This is a genomic window from Streptomyces sp. NPDC028368, from assembly GCF_055565615.1.
The window spans coordinates 118574-137667 of record NZ_JBVHTY010000002.1 but is presented as its reverse complement, the minus strand read 5'-3'; the positions used below and the strand labels follow the sequence as shown (position 1 = coordinate 137667).

Sequence of the window (19094 nt, the reverse complement as noted above, 5' to 3'; positions counted from 1 at the left end):
AATCAGAGCCGCGTCACACTCCGGACGCGACTTCCGACCTGGCTCCCGTCTCGTCCCCCGGTTTGCCCTCGCGCTTGTTCCGCAGCACGGACGAGCCGAAGGAGAGGCCGATCAGTACGATGCCGACCAGGCCTGTGATGACCTCGTGGATCTCGTACTTGATCGTGATGAGCAGGATGACCCCGAGCGCACCGATCGCGTAGTGCGCGCCGTGCTCCAGGTAGACGTAGTCGTCCAGGGTCCCCTTGCGGACGAGGAAGACCGTCAGCGAGCGGATGTACATCGCGCCGATGCCCAGACCCAGCGCCATCTCGAAGATGTCGTTGGTGATCGCGAACGCGCCGATGACGCCGTCGAAGGAGAAGGACGCGTCGATGACCTCGAGGTAGAGGAACATGAAGAACGCGGCCTTGCCGGCCAGGCCCACGGCCGCGCCGGTCCCCGAGCCGTTCTTCGCGGGCTGCGCGGCGGCCTCGCCGTCCTCCGCGTCGTCCTCCAGCTTGTCCTCGAAGTAGCCGGAGATGCCGCCGACGACGAGATACGTGATGAGGCCGGCGACGCCGGACAGCAGCACGGTGGCGCTCTTGTCACCGCCGCCGTGCGAGACGCTGGTGGCCACCGTCATTGCGGTCACCAGCAGGACGACGAGCGCGATGATGACGGACAGCATGTCGAGCTTGCCCATCTTGGCCATGGGCTTCTCGATCCACGACAGCCACTTGTAGTCGCGCTCCTCGAAGATGAAGTCGAGGAAGATCATCAGCAGGAAGATCCCGCCGAAGGCCGCGATGGCCGGGTGGGCGCTGGTGACCAGTTCCTGGTAGTGCGCCTTGTCGTTGATGGCGAGCTTGACCGCCTCGATCGGCCCCAGTTTCGCGGTGATCGCGACGATGACGACCGGGAAGACCAGCCGCATGCCGAATACCGCGACAAGGATGCCGACGGTCAGGAAGATCTTCTGCCAGAAGGCGTTCATCTTGCGCAGAATGCCTGCGTTGATGACGGCGTTGTCGAAGGAGAGCGAGATCTCCAGGATGGACAGGATCCCGACGATTGCGAGGCCCTGCCACCCCCAGAGAACGCCCGCCAAGGCCAGGCCGAGCACCGTGATGGCGAACGACCAGCCGAAGGTTTTCAGGAGCACTGCCTACCCAATCCCTCGCTGTATGGGGTCCCCCGCGCGCAGCGCGCGGCGCTTTACGAAACGTTGACCCCGAAGTCTAGAGCGATGCCCCGCAGCCCTGACGCGTACCCCTGCCCCACCGCCCTGAACTTCCATTCGCCGTTGTAGCGGTAGACCTCGCCGAAGATCATTGCGGTTTCTCCGGCGGCATCCTCGCTGAGGTCGTAGCGGGCGAGTTCACTGCCGTCGGCCTGGTTGACGATGCGGATAAAGGCATTGCTGACCTGGCCGAAGCTCTGGCCGCGCAGCTCGGCCTCATGAATGGAGACCGGGAAGATGATCTTGTCGACGTGCTCGGGGACCCCGGTGAGGTCCACCAGGATCGACTCGTCGTCGCCCTCCCCCTCGCCGGTGAGGTTGTCACCGGTGTGTTCGACGGAGCCTTCGGGGCTCTTGAGGTTGTTGTAGAAGACGAAGTACTCGTCCCCCAGCACCCGGCCCGACCGGCACAGCAGCGCGCTGGCGTCGAGGTCGAACGGCGCTCCAGTGGTGGAGCGTGCGTCCCAGCCGAGACCGACCATGATCTGCGCAAGATTCGGCGCGGCCTTGGACAGGGAGACGTTGCCCCCCTTGGCGAGCGTGACGCCCATAGTGTTCGCTTCCTCCCCGGTGACGGTGCGAGCCGCTCTCACGCCCGGCCCGCGTCCCTTTCAAGCGCGCCCGGCGCCGCACTCCCCGAACGGGGCGTACGGCGCCGGACAGCGGTGAATGTGCTCGCTCAGACGTTGACGCCGAAGTCCTGCGCGATGCCGCGCAGCCCCGAGGCGTAGCCCTGCCCGATGGCCCGGAACTTCCACTCCGCGCCGTTGCGGTACAGCTCGCCGAAGACCATGGCGGTCTCGGTGGAGGCGTCCTCGCTCAGGTCGTAGCGCGCCAGCTCGTTGCCGTCGGCCTGGTTGACGACGCGGATGTAGGCGTTGCGGACCTGGCCGAAGCTCTGCTGGCGGGTCTCGGCGTCGTAGATCGACACCGGGAACACGATCTTGTGGACGTCGGCCGGCACCCCGGCGAGGTTCACCTTGATCGCCTCGTCGTCGCCCTCGCCCTCACCGGTGGTGTTGTCACCGGTGTGTTCGACCGAACCGTCCGGGCTCTTCAGGTTGTTGAAGAACACGAAGTTCTGGTCGTTGCCGACCTTGCCCTGGTCGTTCGTCAGCAGGGCACTGGCATCCAGGTCGAAGTCCGTACCGGTGGTGGTACGCGCATCCCAGCCCAGACCGACGAGGACGGCGGTCAGATTGGGGGCTTCCTTCGTCAGCGAGACGTTGCCGCCCTTGCTGAGGCTGACTCCCACGAGTCCTCCCATAGATTCGAGGGGTACGTAAAGTTTTGCGCCCCCATCGTGCATGGCATCGGATCAACGAATCGATCCTAGTGACCGGTTCCCACCGATTACAGATATCGCACTCGGATGCACACGGATGCCGGTCCTGCGGGCGCCCGCAGGCGCCCCGGAGAGGCGGCTCAGAGGGAGTCGAGGGCCTTGATGTAGTCGTTCAGGTCGCGGGCGTCGGGCAGGCCGTTGACGACCGTCCAGCGCACCACGCCCTCCTTGTCGATGACGAAGGTGCCGCGCACCGCGCAGCCCTTCTCCTCGTCGAAGACGCCGTACGCCCGCGAGGCCTCGCCGTGCGGCCAGAAGTCCGACAGCAGCGGGTACTCCAGGCCCTCCTGCTCGGCGAAGACGCGCAGGGTGAACGGGGAGTCGTTGGAGACGGCCAGCAGCTGGACGTCGTCGTTGGCGAACTTCGGCAGCTCGTCGCGGAGCGCGCACAGCTCGCCGGTGCACACACCGGTGAAGGCGAAGGGGTAGAAGAGGAGGACGACGGCCTTCTCGCCGCGGAAGTCGGAGAGCCTGACCAGCTCGCCGTGCTGGTTCTTCAGCTCGAAATCCGGAGCCTTCGTGCCGACCTCGATCGCCATGGGGTTGCTTCCCTTCCGCTCACGCACAACTGGACGCGGCCAACCCTACGCGCCGCGCCGAACGCCCCGAAAACCGCTCCTGAACAGCGCCGAGCCCCCTCCGGGACGAGGCCGGAGGGGGCTCGGCGAGGAACGGCTGAGTGTGCCGGTCAGCGCTTGCCGGACTTCGCCGCCTTAGGCGTGACCAGCCGGCTGCCGGTCCAGTCCTTGCCCGCGTTGATGCTCCTGGTCTGGGACAGACCCGCGGTCTGCGCGGCCTCATTGATGTCGCTGGGCTCGATATAGCCGTCGCGGCCGGTCTTGGGCGTCATCAACCAGATCTCGCCGCCCTCATCGATCAGACCGATGGCATCCACCAGCGCGTCCGTGAGGTCGCCGTCGTCATCGCGGAACCACAGCACGACGACGTCGGCGACGTCGTCATAGTCCTCGTCAACGATCTCCTGGCCGATCACGGCCTCAATGGCTTCACGGAGCTCCTGCTCGACGTCATCGTCGTAGCCGATCTCCTGGACCACCTGTCCGGGCTCGAACCCCAGCCTGACGGCCGGGCTGGTCCGCTCCTCCGCGTGGTCCGCGGTCGCGCTCACGGATTGCCTCCTGATCATGTTTCGGAAAATGCTTTTGGACCCCACGCGTGCGCGGAGCTTTGGGCGTAGTCCACACGGGCCGGGCGGATCGCGCAAGTACCCGGCGGCCGAGACCGCCGAAACGGTGACGATTGGACGCGTCTCGCCGCAACTACGACCCCTCTGGGACAGCCTGAAGTGATTCACACCACAGCGTTCTGCCGGGTTTATCGGTACTGGCGCGCGACTGGTCCCTTCGGGTGTGCGCCGCCTCGCGCGGGATGCGGATTCGAGGGCCGCACGGCCGTACGCAAAGGACTTTCGACATGGGCGTATGGTTGCGATTTGGCCGACCCGAGGATCGGCCTTTCAGCGCCCATCTCTCGGCGGGTGGTTACCCGGCGGTAGAGATGACGTATCCCAGTGACTCGGTACACGATGGAAGACGGCGCGACACAAGGCAGAGACAACATTCGTCCGCGTGCGCAGCATCAATAGCGTGCCGAGCACGACACGAACCGAACACCGAAGGAACAGCGTGGCTTCCGGATCCGATCGAAACCCGATCATCATTGGCGGCCTTCCCAGCCAGGTCCCGGACTTCGATCCAGAAGAGACCCAGGAATGGCTCGACTCGCTCGACGCAGCCGTCGATGAGCGAGGCCGGGAACGTGCCCGCTACCTCATGCTCCGGCTGATCGAGCGGGCCCGCGAGAGGCGTGTGGCCGTCCCCGAGATGCGCAGCACGGACTACGTCAACACCATCGCGACCAAGGACGAGCCGTTCTTCCCGGGCAACGAGGAGATCGAGCGCAAGGTCCTGAACGCGACCCGGTGGAACGCGGCAGTCATGGTTTCGCGTGCCCAGCGCCCGGGGATCGGCGTCGGCGGCCACATCGCCACGTTCGCCTCCTCCGCCTCCCTCTACGACGTGGGCTTCAACCACTTCTTCCGGGGCAAGGACGACGGCAAGGGCGGCGACCAGATCTTCTTCCAGGGCCACGCCTCCCCCGGTGTGTACGCCCGCGCCTACCTTCTGGACCGGCTCAGCGAAGGGCAGCTCGACGCCTTCCGCCAGGAGAAGTCCAAGGCCCCCAACGGCCTGTCCAGCTACCCGCACCCGCGGCTGATGCCGGACTTCTGGGAGTTCCCGACCGTCTCGATGGGCCTCGGCCCCCTCGGCGCGATCTACCAGGCCCGGATGAACCGCTACATGCAGGCGCGCGGCATCGCCGACACCTCCGACTCGCATGTGTGGGCCTACCTCGGCGACGGCGAGATGGACGAGCCCGAGTCGCTCGGCCAGCTGTCCATCGCCGCCCGCGAGGGCCTGGACAACCTGACCTTCGTCGTCAACTGCAACCTGCAGCGCCTGGACGGCCCGGTCCGCGGCAACGGCAAGATCATGCAGGAGCTGGAGTCGCAGTTCCGCGGGGCCGGCTGGAACGTCATCAAGCTGGTGTGGGACCGCAGCTGGGACCCGCTGCTCGCGCAGGACCGCGACGGCATCCTGGTCAACAAGCTCAACAGCACGCCCGACGGTCAGTTCCAGACGTACGCCACCGAGACCGGTGCGTACATCCGCCAGCACTTCTTCGGCGACGACCACCGGCTGCGGGCGATGGTCGAGAACATGACCGACGACCAGATCCTGCACCTGGGCCGCGGCGGTCACGACCACAAGAAGATCTACGCGGCGTATGCGGCGGCCAAGGCCCACAAGGGCCAGCCGACGGTGATCCTCGCGCAGACCGTCAAGGGCTGGACGCTCGGTCCGAACTTCGAGGGCCGCAACGCGACCCACCAGATGAAGAAGCTCACGGTCGACGACCTCAAGGGCTTCCGCGACCGGCTGCACCTGCCGATCCCGGACAAGGACCTGGAGGACGGCCTGCCGCCGTACTACCACCCGGGCCCGAAGTCCGAAGAGATCCAGTACATGCACGACCGCCGGAGCTCGCTGGGCGGCTACGTACCGACCCGTGTCGTGCGCGCCAAGCCGCTGCAGCTGCCGGACGACAAGGCGTACGCGACGGCCAAGAAGGGCTCGGGACAGCAGAAGATCGCCACGACCATGGCGTTCGTGCGGGTCCTGAAGGACCTCATGCGGGACAAGGAGATCGGCAAGCGCTTCGTGCCGATCGCGCCCGACGAGTACCGCACCTTCGGTATGGACGCCTTCTTCCCGTCGGCGAAGATCTACAACCCGCTGGGCCAGCAGTACGAGTCCGTGGACCGCGAACTGCTCCTGGCCTACAAGGAGTCGCCGACCGGCCAGATGCTGCACGACGGCATCACGGAGGCGGGCTGCACGGCCTCGCTGATCGCGGCGGGCTCGGCCTACGCCACGCACGGCGAGCCGCTGATCCCGGTCTATGTCTTCTACTCGATGTTCGGGTTCCAGCGGACCGGTGACCAGTTCTGGCAGATGGCCGACCAGCTTGCGCGCGGCTTCGTGCTCGGCGCGACCGCCGGCCGTACGACGCTGACCGGTGAGGGTCTGCAGCACGCCGACGGCCACTCGCAGCTGCTGGCGTCGACCAACCCGGCCTGTGTCGCCTACGACCCGGCCTACGGCTACGAGATCGCGCACATCGTCAAGGACGGTCTGCGGAGGATGTACGGAGAGAACTCCGAGGACATCTTCTACTACCTCACCGTCTACAACGAGCCGATCCAGCACCCGGCGGAGCCCGCCGACGCCGACGTCGACGGCATCCTGAAGGGCCTGCACCGCATCAAGGCGGGCGACAAGGGCGAGCACGCGGCCCAGATCCTCGCCTCGGGTGTCGCGGTGCCGTGGGCCGTGGAGGCCCAGCAGATCCTCGCGGACGAGTGGAACGTCAAGGCGGACGTCTGGTCGGCGACCTCCTGGAACGAGCTGCGCCGTGAGGCCGTCGAGGTCGAGGAGCACAACCTGCTGCACCCGGAGGAGGAGCAGCGCGTCCCGTATGTGACGCAGAAGCTCCAGGGTGCCGAGGGCCCGAAGGTGGCGGTCTCGGACTGGATGCGTTCCGTCCCGGACCAGATCTCGCGCTGGGTTCCCGGCACGTACCAGTCGCTGGGTGCCGATGGCTTCGGCTTCGCGGACACCCGTGGCGCGGCCCGTCGCTTCTTCCACATCGACGCGCAGTCGATCGTCCTCGGCGTGCTCACCGAGCTCGCCAGGGAGGGCAAGGTCGACCGCTCGCTGCTGAAGCAGGCGATCGACCGTTACCAGCTCCTGGACGTCACGGCCGCGGAGGCGGGCGAGGCCGGCGGCGACGCCTGACCCACCCGCGGACCGTTGCCGCGTCTCGTGCGCCGCGCCCCCCGACCAGCGTTCTTCGCCGGCCGGGGGGCGCGGTGTCGTGCGCCCCGGTGCGGTGCAGGCCCCGGCCACCCGTTCAGCGCTCCCAGATCTTGAACGCCCGTACCTGGTACGGCGACCGGGGCACCCAGGTGCCACCGCCCGGGTAGGTGTTGAACTCGCCGGTCTCCGCGCATTCCACGCTCTGGTACGTGGTGACCGGCCGGCCGGTGCGGTTGACGAACGACGCCGCGCGGCCCCCTTCGGGCAACGGGATGCAGCTTTCGATGTCGGTGTCGGACAGTTCATGGGTCAGGCGCTTGCCGGCGAAGCCCGCCTTGGGCCAGAGGCACAGCTGACCGGCCGCGCAGTCACCCGAGGTGGCGGCGGTGCGGCCGCCCGCAGCCGCCTGCGCGGCCGGGGCTCCCAGGGCGGAAGGTGTGATGAGCGCTGCGGTCAGGGCGGCGAGGCCGGTGATGAGCGCGGTGGTGCGGAACGTGCGCAGACGCGGCATGGGAATCCCCCGTGAAGTGAGTCGAACAGCGTTGACGTCCCGCGGCGGGACGGTTGCCCGCGGCGGGTTGTGGTTCGAGCTTCACGAGTGCGCGGTGCGCTTGCCAAGGCCGTGGCGGTGAGTCCATCCGGATCAGGGATGTGGATAACCGGACGGCGCGGAAAGCGGTTCCGTGGGCGCGGAGTTGACGGTGGCCCGGTGGCGGGGCGGGCGGCAAAACCGTTCCTCCCGGGCCCGGGGGCGGATCGCGGTGCGCGCCGCGCGGGTGGCGCCAAGCCGGTGCGACGGCCGGTTCCCCGGACCGCCTCATCCGGATGAGCGATTCGGCGGCGGGTGCGCCGGCCGGGTGTCCCTTGGATTTCGACGGGCGAGCACGCGCGGCGGCGGGCGGGGCGGACGGGCTCGGGCGCCGCAGCCGGATACGACGGCGCGCGGCGGGCCGAGGACCTGCCTCGGCCCGCCGCGCGGCGGGTACTGCTGGATGGTGCCGGCCGCCGCTCGCGCGGGGCCGCGGGGTCAGATGTGCCCGACGCCCGCGCCGGCCTCGGCGTTCGCACCGCGCTTGGTAAAGGTGGCGACGACGGCCGCGACGATCGCCACGCCGCAGGCGACCGTGAAGGCCAGGCCCATGCCGGAGACGAAGGTGTCGTGCGCGACGGACGTGATCTTCTGTGCGATCTCCGGCGGGGTGCCCTTGGGCACCGGCGCGATGCCTGCGGAGACGGCGTCGGACAGCTGGGACGCCTGCGCGGGCGGGACCGGCGGGAGACCGGCCGACTGCCAGTTGCCCGGGAGGTCGTTGTCGACGCGGGAGGCCATCACCGCGCCGAGCACGGCCGTACCGAGGCTGCCGCCGACCTGCATCGCGGCCTGCTGCAGACCGCCGGCGACTCCGGAGAGCTCCAGCGGGGCGTTGCCGACGATGACCTCGGTGGCGCCGACCATGACGGGTGCGAGGCCCAGGCCGAGCAGCGCGAACCAGACGGACATCGGGCCGGTGCCGGTGGTGGTGTCCAGGGTGGACATGCCGTACATGGCCACCGCGGTGAGGACCATGCCGCCCACCAGCGGGATCCGCGGGCCGAACTTGGTGATCAGGGCGCCCGCGAGCGGCGAGCCGACGATCATCATGCCGGTGAGCGGCAGGAGGTGCAGACCGCTGTCGACGGGGCTCATGCCGTGCACGTTCTGGAGGTAGAACGTCACGAAGAAGAGGCCGCCCATGAAGGCGAAGGCCATCAGCACCATCAGGATCGTGCCGGCGGTCAGCGGCACGGAGCGGAACATCCGCAGCGGGATCAGCGGCTCGCGGACCCGGGTCTCCAGGACGGCGAACACGGCGAACAGAACCACCGCACCGATCAGGAAGCCCAAGGTCTTCATGTCGCCCCAGCCCCACTCCGAGGCCTTGATCAGCGGCCAGATGAGGCAGAACATCGCGCCGGAGAGCAGCACGATGCCGGGGATGTCGAAGGAGCGGGGGGCGTTCTCCGCGCGGTGGTCCTTGAGGATCACCAGGCCCAGGACCAGGGCGAGGATGCCGACCGGGACGTTGATGAAGAACACCGACTGCCAGTTGACGTGCTCGACCAGCAGGCCGCCGACGATCGGGCCGCCGGCCGTGGAGGCGCCGATGACCATGCCCCAGATGCCGATGGCCATATTGAGCTTCTCGGCCGGGAAGGTGGCGCGCAGCAGTCCGAGCGCGGCGGGCATCAGCAGCGCGCCGAAGAGGCCCTGCAGTACGCGGAAGACGATGACCAGCGTGACCTGGCTGGAGAACCCGATGGCGCCGGAGGCGGCGGCGAAGCCGACGATGCCGATGAGGAAGGTCTGACGGTGGCCGAAGCGGTCGCCGAGCTTGCCCGCCGTGATCAGCGAGACGGCCAGGGCGAGCATGTAGCCGTTGGTTATCCACTGCACGTCGGCGAGGGACGCGCCCAGGTCCTGCTTGATGGCGGGGTTGGCGATGGCGACGATGGTGCCGTCCAGGGCCACCATCATGACGCCGATGGCCACGGAGAAGAGGGTCAGCCACGGATGGCCTCGCAGCCCCTTCGGGGGCTCCGGTACAGGAAGTTCCGGCGCGGCGTCGGCAACCGGGGTCTGAGAGCTCATACCCCGAGGTTAATGTCAGCCACTGACAGTTGACAAAACAATTCATCAGTCGGTAACTGTCACCTAGCTCACAGATATCCTGATCAGCGAGAACACCATGGAGAGGCGGCGCAGGATGGCGACCCCGACGCCGCAGGCGGCACCCCCGGGTGGGCTGCGCGAACGCAAGAAGCAGCGCACCCGCGACGCTCTGATCCGTGCGGCACTGGAGCTGTTCACGGAGCAGGGGTACGAGGCGACGACGATCGATGAGATCGCGGAGGCGGTGAACGTCTCTCAGCGCACCTACTTCCGGTACTTCGCCAACAAGGAAGAGGTCGTCTTCGCCGTCCAGGAGATGGTGGAGGCCCGCTTCCTCGACGAGCTGCGCCAACGGCCCGCGGCGGAGGCCCCGTTGACGGTGCTGCGCAGTGCCGTGATGGTCGCCTGGGACGAGATCGGCAGCGCGATCGAGTCGGTGGTCCCGGTGGAGCTGCACATGCGCTCGTACCGGATGATCGAGTCGACTCCCGCGCTGATCGCGGCGCATCTGCGGCGCTCCTCCGATCTGGAGGAGCAGATGGCGCGGCTCATCGCCGGGCGTGAGGGACTGGACGTGGACGCCGACCCGCGGCCCCGGGTGGTGGTCGCGGCGTTCTGCGGTGTGATGCGGGTGGCCGGGAAGGTCTGGGGCGAGGGGCAGGACTGCAGCGTGGCGTCCATCCGCGAGCTGACCAAGTCCTATCTGGATCACATCGGCCCGGCCATCGACGACGACTGGCGAGCCCGGTGAAAAACGGCGTAAAAACGCCGGTGAGCTTCCTCACGCCCTGAGGGCGGGCGGCGGTCCGGCCAGGGCGTCGCGTGGTGCAATATGCCCAGGTCTGCACTGGTGCGTACCTGGATTCCCTACCCTCTGCCCGGTTTAGTCGAAATACCCGGCGCGAAACGTGATATGCCTCACGGCCGCGGCAGGCACCCTCCCACGTCTCCTAGGGTGGCTCGCGGTGACTTCCTTCCCGGGCCTCGGCCCCTCCTACGGTTTCCTGCAGTCCACCGCCTGGCGCGCCGCGCTCGCCCTGGTGGTGGTGTTCGTGATGCTTGCCCTGACCGGCTGGACGGCCATCAGAGGCACCAAGGAGGACGCCAACCCACTGGCCACCGCCAGAAACGCCTGGCAGCACGCCACCTTCCACGGACGGCCGCTGCCCGACCCCACGGCCGCTCCGGCCACGCTCCGGGCCTTCTTCACCAAGCTCGACCGGCCCGAGCAGCAGCGGCTCGCGTCCCGGTTCCCGCTGGTCGTGGGCAACATGGGCGGCGCACCGGTCCAGCTGCGCTATCGCGCCAACCGGATCGCGATCGACCACGCCCGCGCCATTGAGAAAAAGCGCATGGTCGATCGGCGTCTGACGCCCGTCGGGCGCCAGACGGCGGGCCAGCTGATGCACCGCCTCGAGTCGATGATGAGCCCCGGCCGGCAGATCCTGGCCTTCGACCCGGCCGGCGACGGCCGGGCGGCGGAGGTCTTCGGCGATCTCGCGACGGCCCGCCGGGTCTCCGTCGTGGTGCCCGGTGTGGACACCAACCTGTCGACCTTCGAGCGCACCGCGAAGGCGCTCACCGCGCCCGTCGGCATGGCGAAGTCCCTGTACAAGGCCGAGCGCAAGGCCGGCCCGCACGCCCGTACGGCGGTGATCGCCTGGGCCGACTACACCTCGCCGGGCGGGCTGGGCGTCGAGGCCGCCACCGGGCAGCTCGCCGAGGCCGGCGCCGTCCGGCTGCGGGGCCTGGTGGAGGCGCTGCCGTCCGCCCCCGCCGTCTCGCTGTTCTGCCACAGCTACGGGTCCGTGGTGTGCGGCGTCGCCGCCCGGCAGCTGCCGTCCAACGTCGAGGACATCGCGGTGGCGGGCAGCCCGGGGATGCGGGCCGAGAGCCTGTCCGGACTGGACACCCACGCCCGGGTCTGGGCGATGCGGGACGCCGACGACTGGATCCAGGACGTGCCGTACCTGGAGGTCGGCGGGCTCGGCCACGGTGCCGACCCGGTCGATCCGTCCTTCGGCTCCCGGATCCTGTCCTCGCAGGGCGCCCAGGGGCACACGGGCTACTTCGCGCCCGGCACCCAGAGCCTGCGCAACTTCGCCCTCGTCGGAGTCGGCGCGCTCACCTCGGTTCAGTGCGCGGCCAACGACCCGCACTGCAGCGCCGACCTGGCCTGAGGGGCCGGAGGCCGCAGTTCCGGTGGCCGGGAGGCTCTTGACGCGCGTAGCGCAAGGTGTCCGGAAGGGGGACGGGTGGGCAACCGCCCGCATACGATGAGCCGCATGGGTGATGTGCTGGCCGGTTTTCACGCCGTCTGGGAGTTCGACACGGACTCCGTACTCATCCGCTTCGAACGGGGGATCCGCAGGCCGAAGCTGTTCCAGGCGCTCGGCGAGCGACGCATTCCGTACGAGGCGTTGAGGTCCGTCGAGCTGACCGAGGGCAGACGCGGCACGGTGGTGCTGCACGCCGTGCCACGGCACGGCGCCGACCCCTTGATGGAGGCGGCGGACGGACAACTCAAGGAGGACGCCGACCCGTACCGGCTGGTGCTGCCGGCCGAGCGCGAGACGCTCGCCGAGTACTACGCCGAGGAGCTGCGCACCGCGCTGCGTCCCGATGCCAAGGAGCCCGCCGACCGCCATCTCGTGGCGGCGCCGGAGCCTCCGCTGCACTTCAAGGCGTATGACGGCAAGGCGTCCTTCGACGGCAGTGCGGTCGCCTTCCGCTGGTTCTGGACGGGTGCGTCGTCGGCGAAGTGGAAGCGCGGCGACCAGAGCTTCACGGTCGGCGAGCTGGCCGGGGTCGAGTGGCGTTCGCCGGAGATCTTCAACGGGCATCTGCGGCTGCTGGAGCACGGGGCTCAGGAGGCGGAGTCCGGCGCGGCCGACCAGGATCCGGCGGCGGTGGTCTTCGGGCTGGGCTACGGGCCGGTCCATGAGTCGCTGCCGTTCGCGGCCGCCGTGCTGCAGGCGGTACGGGCCGCGGAGCCGGCGCCGGATGGGCGGGACCGCGAGCGGGTACGCCGGGCCGGGGAGACGCGCCGGGACCCGGCCGATATCGCGGAACGGATACGGCATCTCGGCGAGCTGCACGACGCGGGGCTGCTGACGGACAACGAGTTCAGCGCGAAGAAGGCCGAACTACTGGCGGAGCTTTAGGGGCGGGGCCTTCGGCCGCGGGCACGTCATACCGTGGTACGGCTCGCAAGCCCGAACCCTGGTATGACGCGGCGGCGAGAGGGGTCCGCTTACATTGATTTTGCGATGTTCAAGCGATCTCTCACCCCAGAACGCGAGCCGACCCGCAGCGCCGAGCGCGAGTCGACCCGCGGCCGGATGCTGCGCGCCACACGTCAGGCGCTGCACGTCCTCGCCGTCGAGCTCGGCACCCCGACCGACCCTGGCACCCCCCTGTTCGGCGGGGTCCACAACCGCTGGCTGCGCCGGCTCCCGTACCTGATCGCCTTCCTCTTCGCCGTATCCCTGCTGCCGACGAGCATCAACGTGCTCAGCCATGATTACGGCATGAGTGGCGGCCTGGCGGGCGGGCTGGCCACCGCGCAGACCGTGCCGCTGCTGCTCGCGGTGACGCGGCCGCTGCAGGCATGGTGGGTGATCTTCGCAGCGGACGTCATCTGTGCCGTGGCCCTCACCGGCACCGACGGCGTGGCCGGGCGCGCCTGGCCCTGGCCGCCCCCGTTGATCGTCGGGTATCTCGCGCTGATGCTCGCGCTGTCGCTGCGCGAGCGACGTCGCACCCTCATCGCCGTGTGGCTGACGACCGGAGCGGCCGGCATCCTCTCCGGGCCGATCGCCCCCGAGCACGCCATCGACACCTGGGTGCTGCTCTTCGTACTGGCCGGCGTGATGCTGCTGGTCGGCGCCACCTTGCGGGAGCGGGGCGATGCCCAGCGGAAGCTGATCGAACAGGAGACGATCAGCGAGGCCGAGCGCGCCCGCCGCACGCTGCTGGAGGAGCGCACCCGTATCGCCCGCGAGCTGCACGATGTCGTCGCCCACCACATGTCCGTGATCACGGTGCAGGCCGACAGCGCGCCCTACCGCATCAGCGGGATACCCAAGGAGGCCCAGGAGGAGTTCGGGGCGATCGCCGCGACCGCGCGTGAGTCGCTGGCGGAGATGCGCCGGCTGCTGGGGGTGCTGCGCAGCGAGGAGACCGAGCGGCACGGCGGCCCGGAGAAGGCCCCGCAGCCCGGGATCGGCCAGCTGCCGAAACTCGTCGAGGGGACCGTACGGGCCGGTGTGCCGGTCGAGTTGGCGCTGCCCGAGGAGCCGGTGGTGCTGGAGCCGGCGGTGGACCTGTCGGCGTACCGCATCGTGCAGGAGGCGCTGGCCAATGTGGTGCGGCACGCCCCGGGTGCGCAGACCCGGGTATCGGTGACGGCCACGGCGGGCGGCTCACGGCTGACCGTACTGATCGTCAACTCCGCGCCGCCTGCCCCGTCCGCGCCGCTGGAGCCCAATGGCACCGGGCACGGCCTGATCGGTATGCGGGAGCGGGTGCGGCTGCTGGACGGCTCGCTGGACACCGGGCCGCTGCCCGACGGCGGGTTCCGGGTCGCCGCGCAGCTCCCGCTCACGGCCTCCGCGCCCCCGCCCGCGTCGTCCTCGCCGGGCTCATCTGCCGCCGCGGCTCCCGGCTCGCCCTCGCCCTCCCCCTCTCCTCTCCCCCCGACTCCCCTCTCAGCGAAGGACTCCGACTCCGCATGACCACTCGGGTGATCATCGTCGACGACCAGGCCATGGTGCGGGCGGGGTTCGCCGCTCTGCTCGCGGCGCAGAGCGATATCGATGTGGTCGGCGATGCGCCGGACGGAGTGCAGGGCGTGGAGCTGAGCCGGCGGGTGCACCCCGATGTGGTGCTGATGGATGTGCGGATGCCCGAGATGGACGGCCTGGAGGCGGCGCGCCGGCTGCTCGATCCGCCCATAGGTGTCCACCATCGCCCGAAGGTGCTGATGCTGACCACCTTCGATGTCGATGACTACGTCTATGAAGCGCTGCGCGCGGGTGCGTCCGGATTTCTGCTCAAGGATGCGCCGCCCGCCGATCTGATCTCCGCGGTCCGCGTCGTGGCGGCGGGTGAGGCGCTGCTCGCGCCGTCGGTGACCCGTCGGCTGATCGCCGACTTCGCCCGGCAGCGGCCGGCGCCGCGCAAGGACCGTACGTCGCTGCGGCTGAACGGCCTGACGCCACGCGAGACGGAGGTGCTGGAGCTGATTGCCCGCGGCCTGTCCAATCAGGAGATCGCCGATTCCCTGGTCCTCGCCGAGCAGACGGTGAAGACCCATATCGGCCGCGTACTGGCCAAGTTGGAGCTGCGGGACCGCGCCCAGGCAGTGATCTTCGCGTACGAGTCGGGGTTGGTGGCGCCTGGGGAACGGTGAGGCAGGGGTAGCGGTAGGGGCAGGGCCGGGGGCGGCCGGTCCGGCGTGCCTGAGGCGTGCCCGTCAGCCGCCGCTCCGCGTCCCTGAGCCGTGCCAGGGAGTTCCCGCCCCTCGCTTCCGGGGCGTACGGGACGGCTCCCGCGCCTCACTTCCGGATCGCACCGGACGGGCCCTCGCCGCTCGCCCCTCGCCCCTCGCCCCTCGCCCCTGAGGCGTACCGCGCTCGCTCCTCCTCCTTGAGGACGAGCGGGGCGGGCACCCCCTACCCCGGTATCACCCCGCAGTTGGCTCCGCGGTGTGACGCCACGTCATACACCCCCTTCCTACGTTTCCCTCCGCCACACCAACGGAAGAGGGAGACACCACCATGTCCGTCCTGCGCACCGCCGCGCTCCGCAGCAAGCGCACGCTCATCGCCGCCGTGCTCGCGGTGGCCGTCGCCGCCGGGACCGGCGGCTGGGCGGCCGGTTCCGCGCAGACCGCCGTCACCGGCCCCGCACCGGGCGCCGCCGCCTGGCGGGCGGACCACTCCCTGGGCCGGTCGCTGCCGGACCCCGCGACCGCGAGCCCCGCCGCCGTCGCCCACTTCTTCGCCTCGCTGACCGGTGCCCAGCGGCATGCGCTCGCGGCCCGTCACCCCCTCACCGTCGGCAACCTCGACGGCGCGCCCATCCCCCTCCGGTACGAGGCCAACTCCCTTGCCCTGAAGGCGGAACGGAACCGCTACCTGGCCCGCTCCACCGATCCGGCCGGCACCCTCCAGGACCACCAGCAGGCCAGAAAGGCCGCCGACCGCTGCGCCGAACTGCTCGCGCCCGGCCGCCACATCCTCGTCTTCGACCCGCGCGGCCGGGGCCAGGTGGCCGAGGTCCACGGGGAGTTGACCACGGCCGAGCGCGTCGCCGTGATCGTGCCCGGCTCGGACATCGACCTGGGCTCCTTCGACCGCGCGAAGGACCCGTACGGCACGCCAACCGGCATGGCCACGTCGCTGCGCAGGCAGATGGCGGCCGATGCGCCCGGTACCCGTACGGCGGTCATCGCGTGGGCCGGGTACACCACCCCGGTCGGTCTCGGTCCGGACGCCGCCACCGGGCGGCTGGCCGAGGCCGGGGCGCCGCGGCTGGCGCGTTTCGTGACCGGCCTCGCGGCCACCGGCGTACCGGCACCCGCCGTGCTCTGCCACAGCTACGGGTCGGTGGTCTGCGGAATGGCCGTACCGAAGGTGGCCCGCGGCGACATCGCCGACCTGATCGTCTTCGCGTCCCCCGGGATGCGGCGGGCGGGCGTGGCGGAGCTGCACACCTCGGCCCGGGTGTGGGCGGCCCGGGACGCGTCCGACTGGATCGGTGACATCCCGAACGTCGAACTCCTGGGCCTGGGCCACGGAGAGGACCCCACCGACCCCGCCTTCGGTGCCCGCCGTGTCCCCGCCGACCGGGCCGAGGGCCACACCGGCTATCTCGCCCCCGGTACGGACTCCCTCCGCGGCTTCGCCGCCATCGCGCTGGGCCGTTACGGCGACGTGCGCTGACGTCGGCGGGTGCCCGCAGTCCGTTCGCCATCCTCCGCACGCAAGGACGTCTCATGGCCACCACCGCACTTCTCGCATTAGCCAGTCATGCCAAGCAGGTCAACCGGATCGGCCGGGTCAGCCGGCTCGGCCGGATCGGCAGAGTCAGTGGTTCGTTCCGCGCCACGCTCGGCGGGACGGTCCGTTCGATCGAGGGCCGGACCCCCGCCGGACGCGACCGCGCCATCGACGGTCTGCGCGCCCTCGCTCTCCTCGCCGTCCCCACCGGCCACTGGCTGCTCGGCGGCTTCAGCCGGGATCCGGATGGTGCGCTGCACAACGCCAGCCCGCTGACGACTCTCGGCTTCCTCGCGCCGCTCAGCTGGGTGCTGCAGATGCTCGGCATCTTCTTCCTGGTCGGGGGCTATGCGTCGGTGCTGTCGTATCGGCGCGCCCTGGAGCGGGGTGAGTCGGCGGCGCGGTGGCTGGGCGGGCGGCTGGCCCGGCTGGGGCGCCCGGTGCTCGGGGTGACCGCCGTATGGGCGGCGATGCTTCCCGTGCTGTACGGGCTGGGGGTGCCGGCCGCGACGCTGCGGACCGGGGCGACGCTGGTCATCCAGCCGCTGTGGTTCGTGGGTGTCTACGCCGGGGTGACGGCACTGACCCCGTACTGCGTGCGTGCCGCCCGGCGGATGGGTGCATGGGCCGCGGTGCCGCCGGTGGCCTCCGTCGCCGTCGTCGACTTCCTGCGCTACGGACCGTACGCCGATGCCATGCCCTCCTGGCTGAGCCTGCTCAACCTTCTCCCCGGCTGGATGTTCGCCTACCAACTCGGCGTCAGCTGGGGCGAGAAGAGGCTGGACAAGCGCGCGGCGTGGGTGCTTGCGGCCGGCGGCGCCGCCCTGTTCGCGCTGCTCCTGCTCGCCTTCCACTATCCCGCGAGCATGGTCGGCGTTCCCGGCCAGGACCGTAAGAACTCCCATCCGCCGTCGCTGCTGGTGCTCGCCCTCGCCGCCGCCCAGTCGGGCGCCGCCATCCTGCTCCGGGACCGGATGGCCCGGCTGCTGCGCCGGCCCGCCCTCTGGGCGCCCGTCGTCATCATCAACCTCTGCGCGATGACGATCCTGTGCTGGCACCAGACGGCGATGCTGGCGGCGGCCGTTCCGGCGTCCTTCCTAGGCGCCGTCCCGGGCCTCACCGTCGCCCCTGGCTCGCTCGGCTGGATCCTGGCGCGGCTGGCCTGGATGCCGGTCTTCGCCGCCGCACTCGTCCTCATCACGCGCGCCACCCGCCGTTTCGAGGCACCGTGGACCGGCGCCACGGCCGTACGCCGGGTCGCGGCCGGGCTGCTCGCCGCCGGGTTCGCGGTCTTCGCGCTCGGGCTCACGTGAGGGAGGCGGCGCCACGGCACGGCGGGCGCGCCACCGCACAGCGGGCGCGCCACGCGTGCGAGTTCAAGCCACCTCAGGCGAACCCGCCCCCTGCTCCTACTCCCGTACTCCCCTCCCCTGCTCCCCTCCCGTACTCCTACTCCCGGCCCGCCGAAGTGAACGTCATGTCCGCATACCGTGCCCCCGCCACCTGGCCCGCGATGGGCTCCAGCAGTGCCAGGTCCTGTTCGGTCAGCCGGATCCGCGTCGCGGCCGAGTTCTCCTCGACGCGCGTGCGCTTGCGGGTGCCGGGGATCGGTACGACCGCGAGGCCACGGACCGTGGCCTGCTGCTGGACCCAGGCCAGGGCGATCTGGCCGAGGGTTGCGCCGTGGGACTCGGCTATCTTGCGGACCGGCTCCAGCAGGGCGGCGTTGTCGGTGGCGTTGGTGCCGGTGAAGCGGGGCTGCTGCCGGCGGAAGTCGTCGGCGGTCAGTTCCTTGTCAGCGCTGACGAACGAGCCGGTCAGGAAGCCGCGGCCGAGGGGCGAGTACGGGACGAGGGCGATGCCGAGTTCGGCCGCGGCCGGCACCACGGTGTCCTCGACGTCGCGGCTGAAGAGGGACCACTCGGACTGGAGGGCCGCTATCGGGTGGACGGCCTGGGCGGCGCGGAGTTCGGAGGCGGTCACCTCGCTCAGGCCCAGGTGCTTGACCTTGCCCTCGGCCACCAGCTCGGCCATGGCGCCGACCGATTCCTCGATGGGGACATTCACATCGCGGCGGTGCATGTAGTAGAGGTCGATCTCGTCCACGCCGAGGCGCCGCAGGCTGGCCTCCACGGACCGGCGGATGTACGGCGGGTCGTTACGGATGGTGCGCTTGGCGGGTTCGGCCGGGTCGATGGCCAGCGCGAACTTGGTGGCCAGGACGACCTCGTCGCGGTGCGCCTGGATGAACGGGGCGATGAACTTCTCGTTCTCCCCCATGCCGTAGACATCGGCGGTGTCGTAGAGCGTGACGCCCAGCTCCAGGGCGCGTTCCAGGGTGGCGCGCGCCTCGTCGCCGTCCGTCGGGCCGTAGGCGAAGCTCATGCCCATGCAGCCGAGGCCCTGGACCCCGGCCTGCGGGCCGCCGGTGCCCAGCTCGACCGTTTCGATCTTCTTGCCAGTCATGGAGACC

Annotated in this window: 16 protein-coding genes; 8 read left to right on the top strand and 8 right to left on the bottom strand. The window is 70.0% G+C overall.

The window, feature by feature from the left end:
• Window positions 1-13 precede the first annotated feature (13 nt).
• The 5 genes from ACZ4S3_RS04165 to ACZ4S3_RS04145 all read right to left on the bottom strand — a co-directional run bounded on the left by ACZ4S3_RS04165 (window position 14) and on the right by ACZ4S3_RS04145 (window position 3696).
• On the bottom strand, window positions 14-1144 hold the full coding sequence (locus tag ACZ4S3_RS04165) for a DUF475 domain-containing protein (RefSeq protein WP_467925460.1): 1131 nt from the start codon (window positions 1142-1144) through the stop codon (window positions 14-16).
• A 53-nt stretch (window positions 1145-1197) separates the two neighbouring features.
• Complete coding sequence (locus ACZ4S3_RS04160; protein WP_467925458.1) at window positions 1198-1773, bottom strand: TerD family protein; 576 nt, start codon at window positions 1771-1773, stop codon at window positions 1198-1200.
• Between the two features lie 128 nt (window positions 1774-1901).
• A complete protein-coding gene (locus ACZ4S3_RS04155) occupies window positions 1902-2477 on the bottom strand; it encodes a TerD family protein (RefSeq protein WP_030068391.1) in 576 nt (191 codons plus the stop codon).
• Window positions 2478-2647: 170 nt separating this feature from the next.
• The gene (locus tag ACZ4S3_RS04150; RefSeq protein ID WP_467925456.1) at window positions 2648-3106 is read right to left on the bottom strand and encodes a peroxiredoxin; all 459 of its coding nucleotides are present in this window, start codon (window positions 3104-3106) and stop codon (window positions 2648-2650) included.
• Window positions 3107-3255: 149 nt separating this feature from the next.
• A complete protein-coding gene (locus tag ACZ4S3_RS04145) occupies window positions 3256-3696 on the bottom strand; it encodes a DUF3052 domain-containing protein (RefSeq protein WP_467925454.1) in 441 nt (146 codons plus the stop codon).
• A gap of 517 nt (window positions 3697-4213) precedes the next feature.
• On the opposite strand from ACZ4S3_RS04145, the gene aceE reads away from it, so the two are divergent.
• Window positions 4214-6946, top strand: a complete 2733-nt coding sequence (gene aceE, locus ACZ4S3_RS04140) for a pyruvate dehydrogenase (acetyl-transferring), homodimeric type (protein WP_467925452.1) — start codon at window positions 4214-4216, stop codon at window positions 6944-6946.
• Between the two features lie 115 nt (window positions 6947-7061).
• On the opposite strand, the gene ACZ4S3_RS04135 is transcribed toward aceE, so the two are convergent.
• Together ACZ4S3_RS04135 and ACZ4S3_RS04130 are read right to left on the bottom strand one after the other, a co-directional pair.
• Window positions 7062-7478, bottom strand: coding sequence for a peptidase inhibitor family I36 protein (locus ACZ4S3_RS04135; RefSeq protein ID WP_467925450.1), 417 nt, complete (start codon window positions 7476-7478; stop codon window positions 7062-7064).
• 516 nt (window positions 7479-7994) lie between these two features.
• On the bottom strand, window positions 7995-9596 hold the full coding sequence (locus ACZ4S3_RS04130; protein WP_467925448.1) for an MFS transporter: 1602 nt from the start codon (window positions 9594-9596) through the stop codon (window positions 7995-7997).
• A 115-nt stretch (window positions 9597-9711) separates the two neighbouring features.
• Between ACZ4S3_RS04130 and ACZ4S3_RS04125 the strand changes: the two genes are divergently transcribed.
• From ACZ4S3_RS04125 to ACZ4S3_RS04095, 7 genes are all read left to right on the top strand, one after another.
• A complete protein-coding gene (locus ACZ4S3_RS04125) occupies window positions 9712-10368 on the top strand; it encodes a TetR/AcrR family transcriptional regulator (RefSeq protein WP_467925446.1) in 657 nt (218 codons plus the stop codon).
• Window positions 10369-10582: 214 nt separating this feature from the next.
• Complete coding sequence (locus ACZ4S3_RS04120) at window positions 10583-11797, top strand: alpha/beta hydrolase (RefSeq protein ID WP_467925444.1); 1215 nt, start codon at window positions 10583-10585, stop codon at window positions 11795-11797.
• Window positions 11798-11902: 105 nt separating this feature from the next.
• On the top strand, window positions 11903-12781 hold the full coding sequence (locus tag ACZ4S3_RS04115) for a DUF4429 domain-containing protein (RefSeq protein ID WP_467925442.1): 879 nt from the start codon (window positions 11903-11905) through the stop codon (window positions 12779-12781).
• Window positions 12782-12886: 105 nt separating this feature from the next.
• Window positions 12887-14353 (top strand): sensor histidine kinase, encoded by a 1467-nt coding sequence (locus ACZ4S3_RS04110; RefSeq protein WP_467925440.1) that lies wholly within the window; start codon window positions 12887-12889, stop codon window positions 14351-14353.
• Window positions 14350-15030: a response regulator gene (locus ACZ4S3_RS04105; protein WP_467925438.1), complete on the top strand. Its 681-nt coding sequence runs from the start codon at window positions 14350-14352 to the stop codon at window positions 15028-15030. The genes ACZ4S3_RS04110 and ACZ4S3_RS04105 overlap by 4 nt, the downstream gene beginning before the upstream one ends.
• 367 nt (window positions 15031-15397) lie before the next feature.
• A complete protein-coding gene (locus ACZ4S3_RS04100) occupies window positions 15398-16564 on the top strand; it encodes an alpha/beta hydrolase (protein WP_467925436.1) in 1167 nt (388 codons plus the stop codon).
• A gap of 53 nt (window positions 16565-16617) precedes the next feature.
• Complete coding sequence (locus tag ACZ4S3_RS04095; RefSeq protein ID WP_467925434.1) at window positions 16618-17934, top strand: acyltransferase family protein; 1317 nt, start codon at window positions 16618-16620, stop codon at window positions 17932-17934.
• 136 nt (window positions 17935-18070) lie between these two features.
• Here ACZ4S3_RS04095 and ACZ4S3_RS04090 read toward each other — a convergent pair whose 3' ends face one another.
• Complete coding sequence (locus ACZ4S3_RS04090) at window positions 18071-19087, bottom strand: aldo/keto reductase (protein ID WP_467925432.1); 1017 nt, start codon at window positions 19085-19087, stop codon at window positions 18071-18073.
• Window positions 19088-19094: the final 7 nt, after the last annotated feature.